Annotated in this window: 25 protein-coding genes; 2 read left to right on the top strand and 23 right to left on the bottom strand. The window is 41.2% G+C overall.

Going from position 1 to position 21,457, the window contains the following annotated elements; all coding sequences use genetic code 11:
- Positions 1-184: 184 nt before the first annotated feature.
- Positions 185-964 (top strand): polyphosphate polymerase domain-containing protein, encoded by a 780-nt coding sequence (locus LG375_RS00500; RefSeq protein WP_073950520.1) that lies wholly within the window; start codon positions 185-187, stop codon positions 962-964.
- On the top strand, positions 957-1,640 hold the full coding sequence (locus LG375_RS00495) for a DUF4956 domain-containing protein (protein ID WP_073950522.1): 684 nt from the start codon (positions 957-959) through the stop codon (positions 1,638-1,640). Before LG375_RS00500 ends, LG375_RS00495 begins: the two co-directional genes overlap by 8 nt.
- A gap of 136 nt (positions 1,641-1,776) precedes the next feature.
- Here LG375_RS00495 and LG375_RS00490 read toward each other — a convergent pair whose 3' ends face one another.
- The 23 genes from LG375_RS00490 to rfbA form a co-directional block, all read right to left on the bottom strand.
- Positions 1,777-2,571 carry a hypothetical protein gene (locus tag LG375_RS00490; RefSeq protein ID WP_225745061.1) on the bottom strand — a complete coding sequence of 265 codons (795 nt, stop codon included), beginning with the start codon at positions 2,569-2,571 and terminating at the stop codon, positions 1,777-1,779.
- A gap of 207 nt (positions 2,572-2,778) precedes the next feature.
- Positions 2,779-3,093 carry a phosphoribosyl-ATP diphosphatase gene (gene hisE, locus LG375_RS00485; protein ID WP_110980950.1) on the bottom strand — a complete coding sequence of 105 codons (315 nt, stop codon included), beginning with the start codon at positions 3,091-3,093 and terminating at the stop codon, positions 2,779-2,781.
- 8 nt (positions 3,094-3,101) lie between these two features.
- A complete protein-coding gene (gene hisI / locus LG375_RS00480) occupies positions 3,102-3,440 on the bottom strand; it encodes a phosphoribosyl-AMP cyclohydrolase (RefSeq protein ID WP_211180645.1) in 339 nt (112 codons plus the stop codon).
- On the bottom strand, positions 3,437-4,195 hold the full coding sequence (gene hisF, locus LG375_RS00475; RefSeq protein WP_073689296.1) for an imidazole glycerol phosphate synthase subunit HisF: 759 nt from the start codon (positions 4,193-4,195) through the stop codon (positions 3,437-3,439). Before hisF ends, hisI begins: the two co-directional genes overlap by 4 nt.
- Before the next feature lies 1 nt (position 4,196).
- Positions 4,197-4,916, bottom strand: a complete 720-nt coding sequence (gene hisA, locus LG375_RS00470) for a 1-(5-phosphoribosyl)-5-[(5-phosphoribosylamino)methylideneamino]imidazole-4-carboxamide isomerase (protein ID WP_073689297.1) — start codon at positions 4,914-4,916, stop codon at positions 4,197-4,199.
- Positions 4,917-4,964: 48 nt separating this feature from the next.
- Positions 4,965-5,573, bottom strand: a complete 609-nt coding sequence (hisH, locus tag LG375_RS00465) for an imidazole glycerol phosphate synthase subunit HisH (protein ID WP_073689298.1) — start codon at positions 5,571-5,573, stop codon at positions 4,965-4,967.
- Positions 5,570-6,154, bottom strand: coding sequence for an imidazoleglycerol-phosphate dehydratase HisB (gene hisB, locus LG375_RS00460; RefSeq protein WP_008534357.1), 585 nt, complete (start codon positions 6,152-6,154; stop codon positions 5,570-5,572). Before hisB ends, hisH begins: the two co-directional genes overlap by 4 nt.
- A 19-nt stretch (positions 6,155-6,173) precedes the next feature.
- Positions 6,174-7,457 (bottom strand): histidinol dehydrogenase, encoded by a 1,284-nt coding sequence (gene hisD, locus LG375_RS00455; protein WP_225745060.1) that lies wholly within the window; start codon positions 7,455-7,457, stop codon positions 6,174-6,176.
- Entirely contained in the window at positions 7,454-8,104 is a 651-nt protein-coding gene (gene hisG / locus LG375_RS00450; RefSeq protein WP_021144333.1) for an ATP phosphoribosyltransferase, read from the bottom strand. Before hisG ends, hisD begins: the two co-directional genes overlap by 4 nt.
- Positions 8,097-9,077 carry an ATP phosphoribosyltransferase regulatory subunit gene (locus LG375_RS00445; RefSeq protein ID WP_225745059.1) on the bottom strand — a complete coding sequence of 327 codons (981 nt, stop codon included), beginning with the start codon at positions 9,075-9,077 and terminating at the stop codon, positions 8,097-8,099. Before LG375_RS00445 ends, hisG begins: the two co-directional genes overlap by 8 nt.
- Positions 9,074-10,126, bottom strand: a complete 1,053-nt coding sequence (gene hisC / locus LG375_RS00440) for a histidinol-phosphate transaminase (protein ID WP_225745058.1) — start codon at positions 10,124-10,126, stop codon at positions 9,074-9,076. Before hisC ends, LG375_RS00445 begins: the two co-directional genes overlap by 4 nt.
- A 770-nt stretch (positions 10,127-10,896) precedes the next feature.
- A complete protein-coding gene (locus LG375_RS00435; RefSeq protein WP_073950534.1) occupies positions 10,897-11,286 on the bottom strand; it encodes a hypothetical protein in 390 nt (129 codons plus the stop codon).
- Positions 11,267-12,190, bottom strand: a complete 924-nt coding sequence (locus tag LG375_RS00430) for a phosphodiester glycosidase family protein (RefSeq protein WP_060971463.1) — start codon at positions 12,188-12,190, stop codon at positions 11,267-11,269. The genes LG375_RS00435 and LG375_RS00430 overlap by 20 nt, the downstream gene beginning before the upstream one ends.
- A 161-nt stretch (positions 12,191-12,351) precedes the next feature.
- Positions 12,352-13,086: a PHP domain-containing protein gene (locus tag LG375_RS00425; RefSeq protein ID WP_183137354.1), complete on the bottom strand. Its 735-nt coding sequence runs from the start codon at positions 13,084-13,086 to the stop codon at positions 12,352-12,354.
- Between the two features lie 8 nt (positions 13,087-13,094).
- Positions 13,095-13,739, bottom strand: coding sequence for a TIGR01906 family membrane protein (locus LG375_RS00420; RefSeq protein WP_225745057.1), 645 nt, complete (start codon positions 13,737-13,739; stop codon positions 13,095-13,097).
- Complete coding sequence (locus LG375_RS00415) at positions 13,729-14,502, bottom strand: TIGR01457 family HAD-type hydrolase (RefSeq protein WP_225745056.1); 774 nt, start codon at positions 14,500-14,502, stop codon at positions 13,729-13,731. The genes LG375_RS00420 and LG375_RS00415 overlap by 11 nt, the downstream gene beginning before the upstream one ends.
- Before the next feature lies 1 nt (position 14,503).
- Complete coding sequence (locus LG375_RS00410; protein ID WP_225745055.1) at positions 14,504-15,247, bottom strand: acyl-ACP thioesterase domain-containing protein; 744 nt, start codon at positions 15,245-15,247, stop codon at positions 14,504-14,506.
- Positions 15,248-16,384, bottom strand: a complete 1,137-nt coding sequence (gene hemW / locus LG375_RS00405) for a radical SAM family heme chaperone HemW (RefSeq protein WP_225745054.1) — start codon at positions 16,382-16,384, stop codon at positions 15,248-15,250.
- A gap of 94 nt (positions 16,385-16,478) precedes the next feature.
- Positions 16,479-17,219, bottom strand: coding sequence for a hypothetical protein (locus LG375_RS00400; RefSeq protein WP_225745053.1), 741 nt, complete (start codon positions 17,217-17,219; stop codon positions 16,479-16,481).
- Positions 17,220-17,427: 208 nt separating this feature from the next.
- Positions 17,428-18,543: a hypothetical protein gene (locus LG375_RS00395; protein ID WP_037600546.1), complete on the bottom strand. Its 1,116-nt coding sequence runs from the start codon at positions 18,541-18,543 to the stop codon at positions 17,428-17,430.
- A 64-nt stretch (positions 18,544-18,607) separates the two neighbouring features.
- Positions 18,608-19,654, bottom strand: a complete 1,047-nt coding sequence (gene rfbB / locus LG375_RS00390) for a dTDP-glucose 4,6-dehydratase (RefSeq protein WP_002884100.1) — start codon at positions 19,652-19,654, stop codon at positions 18,608-18,610.
- A 202-nt stretch (positions 19,655-19,856) separates the two neighbouring features.
- A complete protein-coding gene (locus LG375_RS00385; RefSeq protein ID WP_225745052.1) occupies positions 19,857-20,450 on the bottom strand; it encodes a dTDP-4-dehydrorhamnose 3,5-epimerase family protein in 594 nt (197 codons plus the stop codon).
- A complete protein-coding gene (gene rfbA, locus LG375_RS00380) occupies positions 20,450-21,319 on the bottom strand; it encodes a glucose-1-phosphate thymidylyltransferase RfbA (RefSeq protein ID WP_002883992.1) in 870 nt (289 codons plus the stop codon). The genes LG375_RS00385 and rfbA overlap by 1 nt, the downstream gene beginning before the upstream one ends.
- Between the last annotated feature and the right edge of the window lie 138 nt (positions 21,320-21,457).

Raw genomic sequence — 21,457 nt, 5'->3', positions numbered from 1 at the left:
TTCTACTACAAAAATAAAAGCCAAATCTTAAAGTGAAGGCTTTAATCTTATCTAATTGAACACGCCTACAACTCGGGGGGAAAAAGATGGGCCCTGCTTGGAGATAAACTCCTGCGGCTGGTCTCCCTATTTTCCTGAGAGTTGTTTTACGGCTTTGTATCTTATCTATAAAAGGAGTTTTTTCATGGTTAAACAATTGGAAACACGTTTTAAACGTATTGAAACAAAATATGTGGTCTCAAAGGAAAATCTTGAAGACCTGCTCGCTGATCTTAAGGAGTATTTGGTAGAGGATGATTATCCGACATCTACCATTTCAAATATTTACTTTGATACGGATAATTTTGATGTCATCCAAGATGCCCTTGATGGTAATCATCGTCAAGAGAAGATCCGCATGCGTACCTACCTAGCCAATCCCAAAATTGATAGCAAGGTCTTTCTAGAGGTCAAAGCTAAAGATGAGGAGGGAATCGGTCATAAGTTTCGTCTCGTTTCAACACCCCTTGCCATCACTAACTTGATGACAGACGGTAAGAATCATAGCCAAATCACCGATCGTCAGCTCTTACAGGATATTCACCACTTACGTCAGCGTTATGATGAAGGCCTCAAACCTCGTATGTATATCTACTACGACCGTTTTTCAATGAAAGAAAAAGAGACTATCCAAGGCTATGCCTACAATAAAGTTCGTGTGACCCTAGACCAAAATCTGACTTACCGTGATGAAGACGTCAGTCTCTTCAAGGGAAATCATGGGTTTCCGCTTCTTGATGAAGATACGATTATCATGGAAATCAAGGCACCTGGTCAAAAGCCAGAATGGCTTCAAGCTATCTTAGACAAACATGGTTTGGAAGAGCAGAAATTCTCAAAATACAGCTGTGCCTATCATAAGTCTCAAGGTCTAGATTACGGGCCACATCCAGTTCAAGAAAAAGGAGCTGCCGCCTATGTCTAATCTCTTCAATTCTATCTTTAATGATGCAACCGCAACTGCAAGTCCCCTTCAACTCATGCTGGCCTTACTGGTCAGCCTTGTTTTAGGCTTGGCATTGACCTGGACTTACAAATATCGAACCCTCTACACCAGAGAATTCGCCATCAGTTTGACCTTGCTGCCATGCTTGATGACCCTAGTTATCTTCCTTGTCAATGGTAGTTTGGGGACCTCTATCGCCGTGGCAGGGACCTTTAGTCTCATTCGTTTTCGATCAGCGACTAGTGGTTCCAGGGAGCTAATCGCCGTCTTCATGGCCATGATTATCGGTCTGGCATCTGGGACAGGCTATTTGCTACTGGCCGTCCTCTTCACCGCCTTTCTATTGGCTGTTTGGCTCCTTTTGGAAAATCGTCAAAGTCGTACCGACAACCAACGTCGTAGACTCCTGACCATTAACGTCTCCTACCAAGACTTGATTGATCAAAAAATCACTAAAACCTTGCTCAATTTCACCAGCGAATGCGACCTGATTTCCCTTAACACCACTGGTGGGGGCGAGACCATGCAGCTGGTCTACGAAGTGGATTTGAATCCCCAAGTGGATGACTTCCAATTGACGAATCACCTTATCTCAAGTATTGAAAATTGTGACCTTGCCCTAACCAAAAAAGCTAAAAAGAAAAAGAATTTGTAAGATAAAAAGACATCTCCAACTAGTTTTTGGAGATGTTTTTGCATGTTTTGAGGTTAACATTATCGCTTGAGTGTAACCCACACTTCTAACGGCCTAGTATGGCAGGCTAGCTTATCGATGAAAATCAAAATACTTTCTAATCATCTTCATCTTGGACAACCTTACCATCTTGTATGTTAAAGGTATAGCCAATATATCCGGAATTGTCATAGTTAGCGGAATTTTCTTTATCAGTTGTGAAAAAATAAAATTCGTACTCTCCGTCTGGTAGCTTGCTAGCATCCAGTTTCTTCGCTGCCTCTTTTAAATCGTTCTTACTAGTATTTTCTGCATCACTTACTCTTATTGACATAGTAACAATATGTTCATCAATCATTGTTTGATAAGGAATTTGATAATACCCATAAAAATCAGATTTCCCATTTTTACGGTTTTCCTCAGCTATATGTTTTCGACGATTACCAGCCTCTTGATCTATCAGGGTATTATCTCTGAAGGAGAAATCTACGATATCAAGACCTAAAGATTGTTTTTTAAGCTCCTTAAAGAGTCTCTGCTCTTCTTTTTTTACAGATTTTTGTTGTAAATAGGTTTGCGAGTATAGACCAGGAGTCTCATATTCTTCACCATTAACTGTCCAGTCCAGGTTAAAAGTAATTTTTGAATCTAATGATATGTTTTGATTGTCGTAGGTTTCCTCTGAATAGGTATAATCAACATAAATGCCTGCACTATCTAGAATCACCTTTTTGATATTCTTAACTTGGACCTTTCCCTTAAAACCATTATGAGCCAAGATTTTTTGCGTTTTTTCTCTGGCTTTTGAGTAAGCATTTGGAAGTGCTCCTGTACAACCAACTAAAAGACTAGAACAAAGGAGGAGAATTGCTAAACGAGAAAGAGTTATGATATAAGGAGTATTTTTCTTCATAGGACATCCTTCCTTTCATCAATGATTTGTATAAATAAGCACACCAAATCCTTCAAATAAAACGAGCTTTCTTCACTCCTATTATAGCATTTTAAAGCGCTTTCTCATGGTAGTTAGAGGGACAAAATCATTAGAATTCCTCTATCAAAAAAGCCCGAAGCATCACTTCAGGCATTTCTTTTTAGTCTTAATCGGTTGAGATAATCCTCAATAATCTGTTACTTCTTTTCGGTCATGGATATTGCTTTGCTTGCCCTGACGTGCTTTAAGTACGGCTTCAACGTCTTCAGGGCTAACCCCTGTTTCAACGAGCATGACTGCTAGGTGATAGAGGACGTCTGCTGTCTCGTTGGCAATTTCTTCTTTATCAGCATTTTTGGCCCCAATCACAACTTCTGTCGCTTCTTCGCCAACCTTTTTAAGAATCTTGTCTAGCCCCTTGTCAAAAAGGTAATTGGTATAAGACCCTTCTTTGGGATTCTTTTTACGATCTAAGGCTTCCTTATAAAGTGTTTCTAACATAGCTACTCCTATCTGTCTTGATTGTCATCATATATATCCGTAAAGAAACAGCTATAGGCTCCTGTATGACAGGCTGCTCCTTCTTGTTCCACGGTGATAAGCAAGGTGTCCTGATCACAGTCAGTCTTGATGCTTTTAACATGTTGGAAATGACCAGATGTGGCTCCCTTATGCCAAAGCTCATTTCTAGAGCGGCTCCAGTAATGCATTTGTTTGGTCTCTAGGGTCAACTGATAGGACACCTCATTCATATAGGCCAACATGAGCACCTGCCCCGTCTTGTAATCGGTCACAATGACTGGTACAAGTCCCCCTTGTTTATCAAAATCAAGTTTAACCTCTGTCATCGTCTCACCTCAATTCCTGCATTTGCCAAGACTTGTTTGGTTTCGCCTATATTTACCTCACCAAAGTGGAAGATAGAGGCTGCCAGTGCACCCGTTGCTGTTGTCTTTTCAAAGACCTCTACAATGTCCTCAATATTTCCCGCGCCACCAGAAGCGATGATCGGAACATCAACGACTTCCGCCACACGATTTAGCATTTCCAAATCAAAACCAGACTTAGTGCCGTCCTTGTCCATGCTGGTTAAGAGAATTTCTCCAGCCCCCAAGGCGACGACTTCTTGAGCCCATTGGATGAGGTCCCTACCTGTATCCTTACGGCCACCTGCCACAAAAACATGCCAGCTCCCATCAGACATCTTTTTAGCATCAATCGCAGCGACCACACACTGATTGCCAAATTTTTGAGCACAATCAGCGATTAGTTGAGGGTTGGCAAGGGCTGAGGAATTGACCGCAACCTTGTCAGCACCGGCTTTGAGCATCTTGTTCATGTCTTCAACTGAACGGATACCACCACCAACCGTGAAAGGAATAAAGACCTGGTCGGCAACACGGCGCACCATGTCAACCGTTGTTTCACGATTGTCTGAAGTCGCTGTGATGTCCAAGAAAACAAGTTCGTCACAACCAGCCTCATAATAGGCACGCGCAGAATCAACAGGATCTCCAACATCTGTCAGATTCACAAAATTAACCCCCTTGACGACACGGCCATCCTTGACATCCAAACAGGGAATAATACGTTTTTTAAGCATCTTAACCTCCGAAAGACTTGAGTTGGTCTAATGTGATATTACCGTTATAGTAAGCTTTACCGACAATGGTTCCTGCCACACCAATCTCTTGTAGGTGATCTAAGTCGGCTACTTCTGCAATCCCACCGGAAGCGATGACTTTGGCGGTTGTGAGTTCAGATACCAAACGTTTGTAGTGATCAAGATTGGGTCCTGTCAGTGTGCCATCTCGATCAACATCAGTATAGACAAAGAGGGTTACGCCCATCTTTTCCATTTCCTTGGCCAAGGTAATATAGTCCACATTGCTGGTTTCCAACCAGCCTTCAGTAGCGACTAGACCTGCCTTGGCATCAATACCCACGACAATCTTATCAGCACCAAATTCCTCTAAAGCTGCTCTAACGAAGTCAGGATTTTTAACGGCCATTGAACCGATAATGATACGGTCGATGCCAACTGCCAAATAATCACGAATCTGCTCCACGGTACGGATACCGCCACCAACTTCGATGCCAAGTCCAGAAACCTTCTTGACCTCTGCAATCAAGTCACGGTTAGTGGCACGACCATCAAGGGCACCGTCCAAGTCCACGACGTGAATAAATTGAATGCCCGCATCCTTAAAGGTCTTTGCTTGTTCAATAACGTCTGGATTAACAACGGTTTGTTGGTTGAAATCTCCTTTGAAGAGACGAACAGCCTGTCCATCCTTAATATCAATTGCTGGTAGAATTTGCATCTCCCCTACCATCCTTTCTAACTAAAAAGTCTTTGCTCTCACTAGCTTCTAGGCTTTACATAAACCTGCAAATTTTTCAAGAATACCTAAGCCAATATCCCCTGATTTTTCAGGATGAAATTGGGCACCATAAACATTGTCTTTATGGATCATGGCTGGCACCTCGATACTATAATCTGCGGTAACATCAATATATTGGCTAGGGACATCCGTGAAATAACTGTGAACGAAGTAGACAGCTTGGCCGTCTAAACCATCTGTCAAAGGGCTGGCTTGCTTAACAGCCAAATCATTCCACCCCATATGTGGGACAGGCTGCTCCTTGCTAGCAGGAATAGCACGGCAAACACCTGGAATAAAACCAAGACCATTTGTTTCCTCATGTTCCAGCCCTTTTTCCGTTAAAATCTGCATGCCTAAGCAGATTCCTAAAAGTGGAACTCCCTTTTCTACGGCCTCTTTGATAACAGCTACCAAGCCTCTTCGCTCAAGCTCTGCCATGGCTGTTGGATAAGCACCCACACCAGGTAAAATCAGACCATCTGCAGCTAAGATTTTTTCTTTATCGGCAGACAATTCTGCAGTCACACCGATCTTTTCAAGGGCCCGCAGAACATTGGCGGTATTGCCCGCATCGTAATCAATGACGATAATCATAGCATCCCCTTTGTCGAGTTTACGCCGTGAATGTCAGGATTGACTGTGATTGCCTCACGCAAGGCACGTCCTGTTGCCTTGAAGAGACTTTCTGACTTGTGGTGATTGTTTTTTCCGTGGAGAATCTTGAGATGGAGATTCATCTGAACATTGAAAGCCAAGGCTTGGAAAAATTCTTCTACCAATTCTGTGTCAAAATTACCCAATTTTGGATTATCAAAACTAGCATCAAAGACCAAGTAGCTACGTCCAGACAAGTCTAAACTTGCCATTCCGAGGGTTTCATCCATAGGTACAAAAGCCGTTCCATAACGGTTAATACCTGCTTTATCGCCCAAGGCCTCTTTAAGAGCTTGACCAAGGACAATACCGACATCTTCAACGGTGTGGTGACTATCAACCCAAAGGTCGCCATCAGCCTTTACCACCAAAGACATACGGCCGTGACGGGCAAACAAGGTCAACATGTGGTCAAAAAATCCGACACCTGTTTGAATATCTACTGGTTCTTGAGCATCCAAATTGAGGCTTAACTTAATTTTGGTTTCAAAGGTATTACGTTCAATTTCTGCTTGTCTCATAACTTCTTCCTCTACTCTCTCAATTATTGTCGTTTCTGACTTCAATAGCCTTAGCGTGGGCCTGCAAACCTTCCGCGTAAGCCAAGGTTGTGATATCGTGTTGAGCCTTATTGACTGCTGCTTTGTCATACTGCGTATATTGGATACGTTTGACAAAATCATGCACACCTAAAGCTGATGAAAATCGGCTGGTTGCTGTCGTTGGAAGAACATGATTGGCACCAGCATAGTAGTCACCAATTGGTTCACTGGTAAAGTGACCAAGAAAGACGGAACCAGCATTCTCCACTTTTTCTAGATAATCATAGGCCTTGTCCATAGCAATTTCCAAATGTTCTGGCGCAACCAAGTTCATGAGTTCAAACATAGCATCTGTATCATTGGCAATAATAATTCGGCCGTTATTTTCGATAGATGGACGAGCAATCGCCTCACGTGGCAAAAGCTTGAGTTGACGTTCAATCTCACTTTCAACTGCATCAGCCAAGGCTTGAGAATCTGTTACCAAAATGGCGCGTGCACGTGTATCGTGCTCTGCTTGAGACAAGAGATCGGCTGCCACATAGGTTGGATTAGCGCTACTATCAGCAATAACACCGATTTCTGATGGTCCTGCAATCATATCAATACCGACAATACCGTAAACTTGCTTCTTAGCAGTCACCACGAAAATATTACCGGGACCTGTAATCTTGTCAACCTTTGGAATCGTTTCTGTACCAAAAGCCAAGGCCGCAACCCCTTGAGCCCCACCGACTTGATAAATGCTATCCACACCAGCCAATTTTGCGGCTACTAGAATTGCAGGAACAAAGTGTTCTTGTGGCGGCGTAATCATAATAATCTCTTTAACCCCAGCAATTTTAGCAGGGATGACATTCATAAGAACTGATGATGGATAAGCCGCAGTTCCTCCAGGCACATAAACACCTACACGATTGATGGGACGAATCAATTGACCACGAATAACACCCTCACTTGGTTGGTCCTCAAAACCAGCCTCCAACTGATGCTTGTGGTAAGATTCAATGTTTTCTTTGGCATTAACTAGGGCTTGGTAAACCTCTGGATCAATCTCTTTAAAGGCCTGATCAATCAAATCTTGTCCAACCTCAAAATCAGTCAAGTCAACCTTATCAAATTTAGCTGAATAGTCACGAAGGGCCTCGTCTCCTCGTTTTTTGACATCCTCAATAATGGCTTGAACCGTGCTTTCAACGTCTCTATTTTCTTTTGAAAGTTCCAATTGCTCCTGATAAAGAAGCTCAGCAATTTCTTTATTTGTTCCAGTTAATCGTTTCATTCGAACGGTACCTCCTCGTTCCCTACAAGTGATTCAATCTTACGAATGAATGGCAGGACTTCCTTGTTATTTTTCAAAGAAGCCTTGTTCACAATCATTCGTGCTGAAATACGGCAAATATCTTCATAAACTTTTAGGCCATTTGCAACAAGGGTATTCCCTGTTTCCACAATATCGACAATGGCATCCGCTAGACCAATAACAGGGGCAATCTCTACACTCCCTTGAATCGAAATGATCTCGACATCCTCACCCTTTTGATTAAAATAATCCGTCGCAATGGTTGGATACTTGGTCGCAATACGTTTTCGCTTATGGTCATCAGGGTTATAGTCTTCTGTTGATGCTACGGAGAATTTACAAAGACCAAAATTAAGATCTAACATTTCCAAATAACCTGTCGGATGTTCGACCAAAACATCCTTACCGACAATCCCAATATCTGCAACACCGTGTCTAACATAGGTAGTCACATCTGGAGCTTTGACCAAGAGAAAACGGAACCGGTTATCAGGACTCTCGAAAATCAAATTACGTCCCTTATCGGCCATGAAAGACATATCAAAGCCAGCTTTTTCCAGTAATTTAACCGTATCTTTCTCAATACGTCCCTTGGTCAAGGCAATTGTGATTTGATTGCTAGTCATCCAAGTCACCTCCAAATTCTACATCGTCATGTACTGCTTGATAAACTGAGTCGATATCAATGGCCCAGCCAACTGCTGTTAACTCGGTAGCTCCAAAGCGTTCAAATAGTTTATCGTAACGGCCACCTGATACAAAGGCATCTGGTACCTTGTCACCGAAGACCTTAAACATCATGCCCGTGTAGTAAGGCACTGCTGGCAATTGAGCCAAATCAAGCGTCGTCTCTGGGAGACTATCTGATAAACGATTAGTTAAAACTTCCAAACTATCCAAGGCTGTCAAAAAGGCTTCACTGTCTGTTAACTGTCTAGCCTTGGTCAGGACAGCATTTGTCTCACCAAACAAGAAGGGTAACTGCTCCAAGACCTTGTCATATTGACTTGGATTTTCTTTGGTGAACTCCTTAAGACCGGTGATCGATTTGTCACGGATATAGGCCGCCAACTCTGCTTCTTTTACATCTGGAAGGTTTAATTCTTCAAAAATGAGTTGTAGGAGGCGAGCATGTGAAAATTCAAACTTGTAATTTTTGACCCCTGCAACATCTAGAGCATCTTTAGCAGAAGCTATTGCTTCTTCCAATGCCTGATGAACTGGAAAACCAATGATTTCCACACCAGCCTGCGTATGCTCATTGGACAAGCCACGCATCTCCTCATTGTAGTTAAAGACTTTTCCAGAGTAAGAAAATTTAATCGGTGTATGAACTTGAGTCGAAGCAATCACACGCCCAATTTGGCTGGTAATATCAGGACGTAAACTAACAAGCTCTCCATTTTTATCAAAGAAATTATAGTTACCATTGTCCACAAGATCACTAAAGACTTCGAAATGCTCTAAGGTTGGTGTCTCAATCCGAAGAAAGCCCTTTGTCATCAACAAGTCACAGATACGGTGTTCAATCTGATACATGGTACGGGCACGTTTGAAAAGTTTATCGTGCATTCCTAAGGCTAATGTCGTTTTTTTCATGCTTGTAACTCCTGTATTGTCATTAATACGCGCTCCATCTCATCCTGCGTCCCAATAGAAATGCGTAGTCTGTCTGAAATACGCTCCACTTTTGGAAAATAACGGACATAAATTTTCTTACTTTGGAGGTAGTCAAACAATTGACCTGAAGTCACTCCGTGAGGTTTGACCAAAACAAAATTAGTTTTTGAAGGTAGGATATCAAAACCAATCGCCTGCAATTCTTGGCTAAACCAGTCACGTGTTGCCATAATCTTTGCGCAAGTGTCCTCATAGTAGTCCCATGACTTAACCGCTGCAGTCGCCAAGACTTCCGCAATGCTATCCACATTATAGGGGTTGACCGAATTCTTGACGGCATTGATTACAGCCATTAATTTAGGACTTCCTATGCCATAGCCGACACGCAAGCCAGCAAGGGAGGCATCCTTAGAAAAGGTCCTAGTGATAAACACATTGTCATACTTTTCTAGGAGCGGTAAGGCCGTCTCCCCACCAAAGTTAATATAGGCTTCGTCAATAATCACAACTACCGACTGGTTGGCTTTTACGATTTCTTCAATTTGATCGAGAGGTTTATAAATACCTGTTGGCGCATTTGGGTTAGTGAGGACAATCCCACCATTTTCAACCAGATAATCTTGAGTATCAATCCCAAATGAAGAGTTCAAAGTCACTTCTCTAAATGGGATGCGATACAAATCTGCCCATACCTTGTAAAAACCATAGGTCAAATCTGGAAACAAGACTTCTTCCTCACTATTAAAGAAAGCTAGAAAAGCCATTGACAAGATATCGTCTGACCCATTTCCAATAATCACTTGATCGGCAGGAACACCTAACTGTTCAGATAAGGCCTGACGTAAAGCCGCTTGATCCAAAGTCGAATACTTGCGTAACTGATGGGCATCAAAGGATGCTAAAGCTTGATGGACTGCTGGACTTGGTCCATAGGCATTTTCATTAGTATTCAACTTAATGATATTTTTCTCAGCAGGCTGACTACCTGCCACATAGGGTTCAATCTTTCGTAATCCTTTGATTTCCATAGTTTATCCTTTCTGTTCAACTCCAACCAAGTGTACGTCTAGCTACAAATGCTAAAAGCAAGTGTAACAAAAAACGCCCTCGCAAAAACAACTTTTGCAAGGACGTTGGCACGTGGTTCCACCTTAATTCGAACAGGGGTCACCCCCTCTTCCTCATGAAGTCACAAGGTCTCTCTTGTAACTCCCAGTCTCTAACGGAACCACCCGTCGTACACTACTGTCATCCAGAGTTCGCATACGCTCTCAAGAATGTGTCGTCTTTGATCTCATGCGTTCTCAGCTTCCCGCATTCTCTGTGAAACGATCTGACTTTTTCTATCAACGATTTCGATTTTAGTATATTTTACCTGAAAATTCAGAACAAAGCAAGTCTTTTTTGTATATTTTTATAAAAAGTTGAAAATCATGTATATTTAATAGCAGAAACAAGCCTTTTGAGACTTTTCTTAGGTGATGACGGACGCGGGTGAAATGATTCTGTGGATAATTCTAGCCATCCAAAAGTTCCATGCCTAAGTTTTGAACCTCATGTCTCAAAAATCCCTCGCACCGCAAATACGATAGATTCAGGTATTTTCATCACTATAGAAGATTTCGTTCTATCTAAATTCCTATCACAAAAAAATCAGGCTCAGTAATTTTTTATGAAAATTTCTTTAGGCTAATTCCCCATTTAAAATAATTTCTTCATATTATAATTTGTATATTTATCCTAAATATTTTTTCAATGCAAGACAAAAAGCCTGAAGCACAGCTCCAAGCTCTTATGGTTAAGCTAATTTTCTAGGTCTAATAAATCCTGTCATAATACTCAAACAAAGTAGCCCCGCAGCAACATACCAATAAGGCATATCCACGCTAGTCGTACGACCTGAAACCTCAACGATTCCCTTAACCAAGCAGGCACTAGCAACAACGGCAATAGACGAATTAAAGAGTAGTTTTGAAAGACGTGTTTTCACCCAAGACATTCCCACTCCTGTTAGCAGATAGATAAGTGCTCCAGCCAATGGTGCAAAAAACATCATACGCATAAACATGGACGATTCCCCATAAGAAAAGCGTTCATAGACAAAGGTAAATAGAAGACTGAAAATGGTTAGACCGATGTAGGTGAAAAAGTGTTTGCTGGCTGATTTTTTAGTAACCGATGTAAACAATATCGCTCACCGCCCTTTCTGAGATTTTATTTCCGTTTGTGGTTGGCTTGTTAATGACTTGACCATTGAAGTACATGGTTGATGAGCCACCACCATCAAGGTTATAGGCTGTCGTCACACCATAGGATTTCATCAACTCTGCCATTTCATAAAGAGTCAATCCTGACGACTCACTGGTACGACCATCAGAGACAATGACAATATAGTGCACACTGCCGTCACTTTCTTCGATAACTCCGATGGCTGTACGTGGATTGTCAGCCATGGCTTGACCAACCTCTTCATTTTCTGATACAGCTACCTTGCCATTTTCAACCAAGGTTGGACCAAAGGCAAAGGTATTCACCACACCTGAATCAACCAATTTTTGAGCCGTTGTATCGCTTTCCTTAAAGGTCTTGAAGCTACCATCTGAGTAAACGGCAAGGTCTTCATAGTCACTGTTTCGATCAGTATCACGATAGACTTGACCATTCTTAATCACATAACCTGACTGATTAGCCCCATAGTAGTCACCATTGATGGCAAAGATAGCATTGTTTTGCTGAGCAATACTTGAAGTGGTATCAGTAATGTTGGTCCCATAGGTGTTTTGTGCCAAAGCTGTTTTAAGGTAATCAGCACTTGACAGCTTGATATCTGCCACATAGTAAGTGGTATCACTAGTTTTACCTGTTGTGATTTTGATATCCATATTGTCATCTTTGTAAGTTGTATCCGTCTTAGTCACCTTACCAGTGCTGGTAGATGCTGTCGACGAAGCTGTGCTTGAGCTAGTCGTATTGGCTGAAACCGTTGAGACTGCTGAGGGAATGACAAAGACCTTTAAGAGAGAGTAGACATTTGCCCCCATGAGAAAAAGGGTAAAGAGTAAGGCATAGGCATGCCTTTTGAGAAATTTCATAGAAAACCTCCAATTTTGAAAGATAAGATAGAAACCATAAGTTTCTTTTTCTTGACATTAGCATAACAAGCAAAGCTTAAAATCTTCTATAAATCCCACAACTACGCTTTTCCTTTAAGTTTTCCTTAAGAAAAAGACAGCTTCAGTTGAAGCCATCTTCGCTATATAATCATATCTTCAGTAATATCAAATTCTCTCAAGAGCTCCTGAATCTTATCAAAGTTCAGACGGAAATGCTCTAACTTATGCCCATCAGAGCCGATAGAATACTTGCAACATCCCAAATCCTTAACAAGGCCCAAGGCATAACGATAAAGATCTTCGTGATGATAGAGATACATACTCTTTGCATTCAGTTCAAAAGCCAAATCATTAGCAAGCATTTTCTGGAAAATGCGTTTGAGCTGCTCCTCATAGGCTTTTAACTCATCAACAGTCACGTCAAAAAGTCGGAAACCATAGTCAAAGTGAGCCAGAACATCTGCGTCTACACGACCAATAGCGTACTCCAACTTGTCCAGATACTCTTGAATAATGCTTGCCTTGTCCATATCAGCTACCTCATCATCAAGATAATCATTGAGCCCATTATGGTGAACAGAAAGCAGTTTGAGATCATAGTCCTTACCATCCAAAAAGGCCAAAATATCCTCTTCCCTAGGCTGATAATAACCAATCTCGATGCCACGTTTAATACGATTGCCATACTTGAGGTTAAGACTTTCGATTTCGTGACTATAAGCCTCGTACTCGGGCACATCGTCCTGTTTGGTATAAGGATTAGAGAGATCGTAATGCTCAGTCGTTACAATTTCGCCATCAAAATGTGTCAAATAGTCAGTAAAGTTCGCATCCGAATCATAGGAATGATGGGTATGCAAATGGTTATCACGAATAGACATAACTACTCCTTATTTTTCAAATACATTGTAAGCTGCTTATGGGCCAACCAGGTCAAACTCACCATCAACCCCTCATAAATAATAAAGAAAATCACAAAACATTGAAGGAAATACTCTTCTGGTAAAACATTGATAATCGGATCCAAGATTGGATTAAAGAGCCAACTGCTATCTCCAGGAAAGAGGGCTTCATGAAAGAGCGTAAAAAACTCATCAAATCCGAGAAAAACTCCCACTACTCCAATAAGGATTGGTAAAACAGCTAAACTCATATAAAGCCTACGATAAAGACCAAAGGTGCCCTTCTTCACATTTCGCCAGAGCGAAGTTGCTGCGGGATAAGCCAGTAGAATAACAAACCCCTGTACCAAATGAAAGAGCCACTTCACATCATGAAAATGCTTTAGCCCACTCTCCGACGATGGAAAATCAGGCATGGCCAGATGACCAACCCAAGGAAAGGTCAGGTACTGCATGAGGACATTGAAATTATGCCAAAGCTCCGTCTTTCCGATAATGACATAGTCCATAAGATGCATCCAATCAATATCAAAATAATAGAATCCCCATGCCAGATAAATCGTCACTAGGATAGACAGGGCCAGGAGCCAAATCGGAGTCAGTACAGCTTCAATCTTAGTTCGCATCAAAATCCCACTCCGCTAGACTAGCAAGTACGTGGTCTGGTTTGACAGGTAGACCTGCAACCTCTTCCGCCTTGGTGAAGCCAGTTGTCACAAGTAGTGTTGGAAAGTCATTTTTAATGCCAGATGTAATATCAGTCAAGTAATTGTCACCAACCACAATAGTTTGGCTACGTTCTGTCCCAAGGATTTCAAGAGCCTTATTCATGATAATAGCTTTAGGCTTACCAATAATGATTGGTTTCACACGGGTAGCCGCCTCAATAAGGGCCAAGAGGGAACCAGCACCTGGAAGAAGACCACGTTCTGTTGGGATATTCAAATCTGGGTTAGTTCCAATAAATATAGCCCCTTTGTGGATAGCAAGCGTTGCTTTTACCAACATTTCATAAGTGACTTCACGGTCCAAGCCCACCACAACATAGGCAGGATTTTCCTCATCTACCGTATAGCCCGCTTCCGCAATTGCAGATTTAAGCCCAGTCTCACCGATAACATAAACCGTCTTGCCACGATTCATATCGTTCATGTAGTCAACTGTCGCCAAAGTAGCTGTGTAAATGGTCTCAAGAGGCGTTTCCAATTCGCACTGATTACGCAAAAGCTCTTGGACCATTTCTGGTGTACGCATACTGTTATTCGTCACAAAAAGATAGGGAATCTGACGCTTCTGCAACTCCTTAACGAAGGCTTCTCCCTCAGGAATGCGGTCCTTCCCCTTGTAAATAGTTCCATCTAAATCAATCAAATAACCTTTATATGTCATCCTACTCGTCTCCTATTTCTTTCCATTGGATAATAGCCTGAGCATGAACATTACCATCCACACAAATCTGATGTTGACTGCTCAAACTATCTTGGTCAAACTCGTAACCTGAATAAATTTCTGATCCATGATGAATTTCCTTAACATACTTGAGGTCAATATGGGCCGGTGTGTACTTGGTCAAAAAGTCCAAATCGAAAACATCCAACATCCACTCCAAGTACTTGCTATTATTAACATGGCCATTCATGTCTAGGTCAAAATAACGCACACGATAAAGCGTCTCAATTGGATTTTCCAAAGCCTTATAACGAGGTCCTCTAAGCAACTTTTTAGTCTTATCAGCCCCATAAGGTGCTACCACCTCATCTGGCACTTCGGCTACCTTACGCGTTTCATAATCCATAAGAGCAAAAGTAGTCTTAAAGAGCATGATTTGTTGACCAGTTTCATCCGTGATGTAAAAATTACGGTAACAAAAAATCTTATTATAGGAAACGGCTTCCGTTGTAATGGTCACCTTTTCATTGTAGCGAGGCAAACGGTCAATCTCAATCGCATAGTCTGTCACAATCCAAACTAGACCATATTTATCAAAAACTTCCTTATCCGTATTACCCAGAGACTCTGACTGCATACCAGATACTTGCAATGAAAAAGCCAATAAATGTGGTAACTTCACCTGATGCGTGATATCCGTCTCATAAAACGGAATCTGGTAAGGAATGCTAAATTTTAATCCCATCTAATCCTCCAAGATAAATTGCTCAGCGACACTATCTCCCAGAAAAAGTCCTTGTTTTGTCATACGAACCACCTCAGGATCCTTAACCAAGAGCCCATCTTCCTGTAGTTTTTTCACGATATCCCCATAAGTATCCGAAAATGACAAACCAAACCTCTCTTCAAAACGTTTAATAGACACACCTGATTTTTTACGTAAACCAAGGAAGAACTCCTCCTCCATCATTTCCGCCTTAGTCAGATGCTCCTCCTGGAGTCTAGCATGACCATCCTCAGCTATAGCCTTTAGATAATGCTGGATAGGTCCTCTATTGCGATAACGAACACCATTGACATAACCAGAGGCCCCAGCACCAACTCCATAGTACTCATTATTATTCCAGTACATGAGATTGTGACGACTCTCCATCCCAGGTTTGGTAAAGTTGGAAATCTCATAATGCTCAAAACCATTCTTTTCCAACTCTTGGATAATATAGTCAAACATCTCTGCTTCCAAATCCTCAGTTGGCAGATTGAGCTTACCCCGACGCATCTTATTCATAAAGACCGTGTGATGTTCCAAGATCAAACTGTAGAGACTTAGGTGTGGAATATCCAGTTCCAGTGCCTTTCTCACATTTTCCTTGACCTGATCCATGGTTTGACCAGGTAGCGCATAAATGAGGTCAATGGAAATATTATGGAAACCAGCAGAATTCAAGCTATCAATGCTTTCATAAATCTGTGCTTGATTGTGACTGCGACCAATTTGACGCAAGTGCTTGTCATCAAAAGTCTGAACCCCTAAAGACACTCGATTAACAGCAGATTTTTTGAGTACTTTAATTTTATCAACCGTCAAATCACCAGGATTGGCCTCAATAGTAAATTCCTCCAGCTTTGACAAATCCAAGTTTTTCTGAAGATGACTTAAAAGGTAGTCCAATTGTTCCGCAGAAATGGCTGTCGGTGTTCCACCACCAATATAAAGCGTGCGAAGCTCCTTGATATCTAAAAGCTCCCACTCACGAATCAAAGCCCGTAGGTAGTCATCAACGGGCTGATTTTTAATAAAGACCTTGGAAAAGTCACAATAATAACAAATTTGTGTGCAAAACGGAATGTGCACATAAGCTGACGTTGGTTTTGTTTGCATGTAACTATTCTACCATTTTTTAAGCAGAAATGAGACCATGAATGATAAGAGTTGAGGCAAAAAAGAAGCTACCTCTTCAGATAGCCTCTTCCTATTATTTTGTTAATGAGAATGGGAAAGCGTTGTAGTTGCTATAATCAAAGGTTGGTCCTAGGTCTGAAATGAATTGAACTGGCGTGTAGGTTCCATTTTCAAGAATAAAACCAGGCTTAGCTTGGAAACCAGCTCCCCCTAGTCCAGTAATACCAGGAAGCAAGGTTGAAAAATCGCCACCCTCCCAAACGTAGAGATTACCAGAAATTTGAACAGCTTTTGCAGTTGTTGAACTTTGACGATAGGGTTCGTAATCAACATTGAAATTTGCCTTTGAAGTGATGTTGCCATCAGCATCAACTGTAAAACTAATGTCTGTTGCTTGAGGACTGGTACCAGTCCAAGTTCCCACTAATGCTGCTGGAACAGGAGCGTCACTTTGAGTATCAGGTGTTGCTTGACCAGACTTGTTTGACTCAGAAGCAGCACTACCACTTGTTCCTGCTTGAGCATCATTTCCAGCTGTAGCTTGATTTTTTGAAGAGCTAGCTTCAGGAGCACTCACTTCTTCTTGACCTTGAGAATCCTTTGAAGATGAATCCTCTGTCTTAGACTTTTTAGCAGGTTTCTTCTCAGATGCTTTTGGCTTTGCTGATGGCTTCACAACTTTAGAAGTTGACGTTGTAGATGATGATGCAGTGTCTTTTTCTGACTTAGAGCCACATCCTACAAGTGCTGTAGAGACAGCTACAGACAACAAAACAAGGGAACAAACACGAATAACTTTTCTTTTCATTTTCATAAACCTCTTTTCTATATGTCTATTATATCTATTTTGTTACAAAAATCAAGCATTTTATGTAATTTTTGTAACATTTATGTAATTTATTGTATCGCTGTCATAAGTTAATGTCGTATTTACAAGTAAAAAAAGTCCATCACTCCTAGAGGAATGATAGACTTTGGGATATGATCTAAGCACTTCTTATCTGCTAGAGGTATCCTAATTACTATTTGTCTTCTCTTTCAATATAACCCCCTATGGAGAGAATGTTGAAGCTATCCTCCAAGATAATAATGCGCTTACCACCATCTACAACGATATAATAGTATGACTTTCTCGCATCGTGGTAGATGTCATTAACACTCTTAGCCTGATAACCATGTGACTTAAGAGACTTCTGTATTTTAGCAAACTCTTTTTGCACCTTATCATTATCTGCGCTGCCTGATTGATCCGCCAGATATTCTTTTAAAGGCTTAGCAATTAAGATATCTAAAGGCTTAACATTTAAGATATCTATATCATCAGAATCTGTAGTCATAACACCATTTTCAGAGATAGTCAATTCTCCTTCTGATTCATTTTCATCATCATATGTCTTCCATTTTCCAACAAAGGCTTTTGGAACCTCTGCCTTATGAAAAAGACATTTCTTTTTTAAATCTTTGGTACTTCTTGATCCGTAGTAGAGGTCTGATAAGAATAAATCTAGAACTAAGTTTGTCCCATCTTTCTGAATCAGATTATAGTATCCAAACCATTCCCATTTCGTCTTAACCAGTATTATCTCTTTGGTCTGTAATTGATATTTCTTGTCAAAATCAGCAATCGTTTTTAGTTTTGAATTACTGACATCTTCTAAACGTGCTTCAAACTCCTGTCTAACTTTATTACCAATAGAGATTTCTTTGATTTCTTCTTCCCTATAGCCTGCAACAAGTTTTGACTTCTTCCCACTTAAATCATAAACCAAACCAACATTATCATTAGTTACCCACAAACCTCCCAAGTTTGTTCCTTTGGAAGAAAACAAAAAGAGTCCAAGACTTGTTGCTACAACAAGAAATAAAGCAATCCCAAGACCAATAAAAGTCTTCTTGCCAAACTTTTTCTTCTTAACAAAGACCATTTGTTGTGAATAAGCTGGGTTGACCATTTGACCAGTCATTTGATTCGGTAAAGGTCTGACTCCTTCAGTCACAGACTTTCCACTGTTGGAAAAAGTAGCTTGTTTTCCTTCCATAACAAATTCACCATTTAGAAGGGCCTGCTGACACTCCTGAATAGTGGGCTTACGATTATTAATCGCTTCAAAATATTCAATCCATTCTTTTCTATTCATCATCTCTCCTAATATTTCTTAATAGAAAAATCTATCACTAGCTTGGAAGTGATAGATTTCCCAATTATTTAAGCACTTCTTGTGTCTTAGCGTAGTTGGCTTCGACAGCTTCTTTTTCAGCTTTCCACCAGTCTTGGTGATCTGTGTACCACTTGATTGTTTCTTCCAAACCTGATTCAAAGTTTGTGAATTGTGGTTCCCAACCCAATTCTTCACGCAATTTTGTTGAGTCAATAGCGTAACGCAAATCGTGACCAGCACGGTCTGTCACACGGTCGTAAGCGTCTTTTGGTTGACCCATTTTTTCAAGGATGAGCTCAAGCACTTCCTTGTTGTTCTTCTCACCATCAGCACCAATCAAGTAAGTTTCACCGATACGACCTTTAGTTAGGATAGCCCAAACACCAGTTGAGTGGTCGTTAGTGTGAATCCAGTCACGGACATTTTTACCTTCACCATAAAGTTTTGGTTTAATCCCTGACAAGATGTTGGTGATTTGACGTGGGATGAATTTTTCGATGTGTTGGTATGGTCCATAGTTGTTTGAGCAGTTTGAAATAGTTGCCTTAACACCAAATGAACGCACCCATGCTTTAACGATAAGGTCTGAAGCAGCCTTAGTTGATGAGTATGGTGATGATGGGTTGTATTTTGTTTCTGCTGTGAATTTTTCACCAGGACCTTCACCGTGTCCAGGAAGATCTTCACGCAATGGAAGATCACCATAAACTTCATCTGTTGACACGTGGTGGAAACGAATATCGTATTTACGAGCAGCTTCCAAGAGTGTGTAAGTACCAATGAAGTTTGTGTGGATAAATGGTGATGGGTCGTTCAATGAATTATCGTTGTGGCTTTCAGCCGCATAGTGAACGATAGCATCAGCCTTAGCAGCCAATTTATCAACCAATTCAGCATCAGCAATATCACCAACAACCAATTCAACACGGTCACCAAGGATTTCTTCAATGTTAGCACGGTTCCCAGCGTATGTGAGTTTATCCAAAACAGTTACATGCACGTCTGGATGGTTGTTGTAGACATAGTGTACGAAGTTTGAACCGATGAAACCTGCGCCACCAGTTACGATGATATTTTTATATTCAGTCATTTTTTCTCCAAATTTCTTAGTTCCTTGACCGTTCCTTTAGTTAGTGAGGGACGCCAGCAACCCTTCGGTTTCATGGCTAAATCCGGAGCCTAAGTCTCCGGATTTCCCTACAAGATTCCCTAAGGGAATCTTGTTCCCACTAGGGCAGGAACAATCTTATAACGCTCCTTGCAGTCACGATACTGCTGTGCAAGGTTTATTTTTACAAATCCTCTGGTTTGAGAGGTTTAACGTCTTTGAGTAATGGGTGGTTTTTATCTGCTTCTGAGACTTCTGCTTCTTCCAAGTTTTCCCACTTGATATCAAGGCTTGGGTCAGCATAGTTGACAAAGGCGTATTTTGGTTTGAGTTCAAGTGCCCAGTAGTCGTTCACAAGGTAGCTGTAGGATACTTTGTCAGACAAAACTTGGAAACCATTGGCAACACCACGAGGAACGAAGATTCCTTTTGAGGCATCAATGACTGTTTGGTAAGTATTCCCAAACGTTTCGCCTTCACGGAGGTCAACCCATGTTCCAAGAACCTTTCCTTCATCTGCGACTGAGATGTATTTATCCCAAGGCTCAGCGTGCAAGCCACGCAAAACATTTTTACGTGAGAAAGAAACATTATTTTGCAATTTTCCTTCTGCAAAGAATGATTCTGGAAAACCAAGCGGCAACATTTTTTCTTTTTGAAAGTTTTCCTTAAACCAACCACGGTTATCCCCATGTACTGGAATATCAAATTCAAGTAAACCTGGGATGGCTTCAATCTTACGTGCAGCTAATTCTTTACCAAAAAATTGTTCAGTCATTATGCTTCTCCAATCAAACGGAGCAAATATTGCCCGTATTCATTCTTCTTAAGTGGTTGTGCCAATTCGAGGACCTGCTCTTTAGTAATGTAGCCCATGCGATAGGCAATTTCCTCAAGGTTAGCCACTTGAACATTTTGCAAACGTTGAACTGTTTCAATGTACTGAGCAGCTTGCAAGAGACTTTCGTGAGTGCCTGTATCCAACCAAGCAAAGCCACGTCCCATAAGTTCAACAGAGAGGTCACCACGTTCTAAGTAAGCCTTGTTAACATCCGTGATTTCAAGTTCGCCACGAGGACTTGGCTTGATATTTTTGGCTATTTCCACGACATCATTGTCATAGAAATAAAGACCAGTTACAGCAAAGTTTGATTTTGGATGCTCAGGTTTTTCCTCAATTGAGATGGCATTCATATTGTCGTCAAACTCAACAACTCCAAAACGTTCTGGGTCCTTAACTTGATAACCAAAGACTGTAGCGCCTTTTTCCTTAGCTTCAGCACGTTGAAGCATGGCAGAAAGACCATTGCCATGGAAAATGTTGTCCCCGAGGACAAGGGCAACACTATCGTCACCAATGAAGTCTTCACCAATGATAAAGGCTTGAGCCAATCCATCTGGACTTGGTTGTACTGCGTAAGAAAGGGAAATACCGAACTCAGAACCATCACCAAGGAGCTCTTCAAAACGTGGAAGGTCCTGTGGTGTTGAGATGATGAGGATTTCCTTAATACCAGCCAACATAAGCGTTGATAGTGGGTAATAAATCATTGGTTTATCGTAAATCGGCATCAGTTGTTTTGATGCAGCACGAGTCAATGGATACAAACGCGTCCCTGAACCGCCTGCAAGAATAATACCTTTCATAAGAAGGCTCCTTTTTTCTCTAATATATTACCTATATTTTAGCATTTTTCAGCCCTCTTGTCACGGTAAACCCTATGTTCTTAAGCTTTCATTAAGAAAATCACAAGTGTCCATTTTCTTAATCCAATGAAAAAAGGA

The organism is Streptococcus sp. Marseille-Q3604, assembly GCF_916619785.1.
Lineage (GTDB): Bacteria > Bacillota > Bacilli > Lactobacillales > Streptococcaceae > Streptococcus.
Note: the sequence above shows the minus strand (reverse complement) of the source record. Positions and strands in the feature narration are given on the sequence as shown.

What these genes read in the sequence shown, in the direction of transcription:
- LG375_RS00500 (WP_073950520.1), top strand. Translation starts at nt 185, where the DNA reads ATGGTTAAACAATTGGAAACACGTTTTAAACGTATTGAAACAAAATAT.
- LG375_RS00495 (WP_073950522.1), top strand. Translation starts at nt 957, where the DNA reads ATGTCTAATCTCTTCAATTCTATCTTTAATGATGCAACCGCAACTGCA.
- LG375_RS00490 (WP_225745061.1), bottom strand. Translation starts at nt 2,571, where the DNA reads ATGAAGAAAAATACTCCTTATATCATAACTCTTTCTCGTTTAGCAATT.
- hisE (WP_110980950.1), bottom strand. Translation starts at nt 3,093, where the DNA reads ATGTTAGAAACACTTTATAAGGAAGCCTTAGATCGTAAAAAGAATCCC.
- hisI (WP_211180645.1), bottom strand. Translation starts at nt 3,440, where the DNA reads ATGACAGAGGTTAAACTTGATTTTGATAAACAAGGGGGACTTGTACCA.
- hisF (WP_073689296.1), bottom strand. Translation starts at nt 4,195, where the DNA reads ATGCTTAAAAAACGTATTATTCCCTGTTTGGATGTCAAGGATGGCCGT.
- hisA (WP_073689297.1), bottom strand. Translation starts at nt 4,916, where the DNA reads ATGCAAATTCTACCAGCAATTGATATTAAGGATGGACAGGCTGTTCGT.
- hisH (WP_073689298.1), bottom strand. Translation starts at nt 5,573, where the DNA reads ATGATTATCGTCATTGATTACGATGCGGGCAATACCGCCAATGTTCTG.
- hisB (WP_008534357.1), bottom strand. Translation starts at nt 6,154, where the DNA reads ATGAGACAAGCAGAAATTGAACGTAATACCTTTGAAACCAAAATTAAG.
- hisD (WP_225745060.1), bottom strand. Translation starts at nt 7,457, where the DNA reads ATGAAACGATTAACTGGAACAAATAAAGAAATTGCTGAGCTTCTTTAT.
- hisG (WP_021144333.1), bottom strand. Translation starts at nt 8,104, where the DNA reads ATGACTAGCAATCAAATCACAATTGCCTTGACCAAGGGACGTATTGAG.
- LG375_RS00445 (WP_225745059.1), bottom strand. Translation starts at nt 9,077, where the DNA reads ATGAAAAAAACGACATTAGCCTTAGGAATGCACGATAAACTTTTCAAA.
- hisC (WP_225745058.1), bottom strand. Translation starts at nt 10,126, where the DNA reads ATGGAAATCAAAGGATTACGAAAGATTGAACCCTATGTGGCAGGTAGT.
- LG375_RS00430 (WP_060971463.1), bottom strand. Translation starts at nt 12,190, where the DNA reads ATGAAATTTCTCAAAAGGCATGCCTATGCCTTACTCTTTACCCTTTTT.
- LG375_RS00420 (WP_225745057.1), bottom strand. Translation starts at nt 13,739, where the DNA reads ATGCGAACTAAGATTGAAGCTGTACTGACTCCGATTTGGCTCCTGGCC.
- LG375_RS00415 (WP_225745056.1), bottom strand. Translation starts at nt 14,502, where the DNA reads ATGACATATAAAGGTTATTTGATTGATTTAGATGGAACTATTTACAAG.
- LG375_RS00410 (WP_225745055.1), bottom strand. Translation starts at nt 15,247, where the DNA reads ATGGGATTAAAATTTAGCATTCCTTACCAGATTCCGTTTTATGAGACG.
- hemW (WP_225745054.1), bottom strand. Translation starts at nt 16,384, where the DNA reads ATGCAAACAAAACCAACGTCAGCTTATGTGCACATTCCGTTTTGCACA.
- LG375_RS00400 (WP_225745053.1), bottom strand. Translation starts at nt 17,219, where the DNA reads ATGAAAATGAAAAGAAAAGTTATTCGTGTTTGTTCCCTTGTTTTGTTG.
- LG375_RS00395 (WP_037600546.1), bottom strand. Translation starts at nt 18,543, where the DNA reads ATGAATAGAAAAGAATGGATTGAATATTTTGAAGCGATTAATAATCGT.
- rfbB (WP_002884100.1), bottom strand. Translation starts at nt 19,654, where the DNA reads ATGACTGAATATAAAAATATCATCGTAACTGGTGGCGCAGGTTTCATC.
- LG375_RS00385 (WP_225745052.1), bottom strand. Translation starts at nt 20,450, where the DNA reads ATGACTGAACAATTTTTTGGTAAAGAATTAGCTGCACGTAAGATTGAA.
- rfbA (WP_002883992.1), bottom strand. Translation starts at nt 21,319, where the DNA reads ATGAAAGGTATTATTCTTGCAGGCGGTTCAGGGACGCGTTTGTATCCA.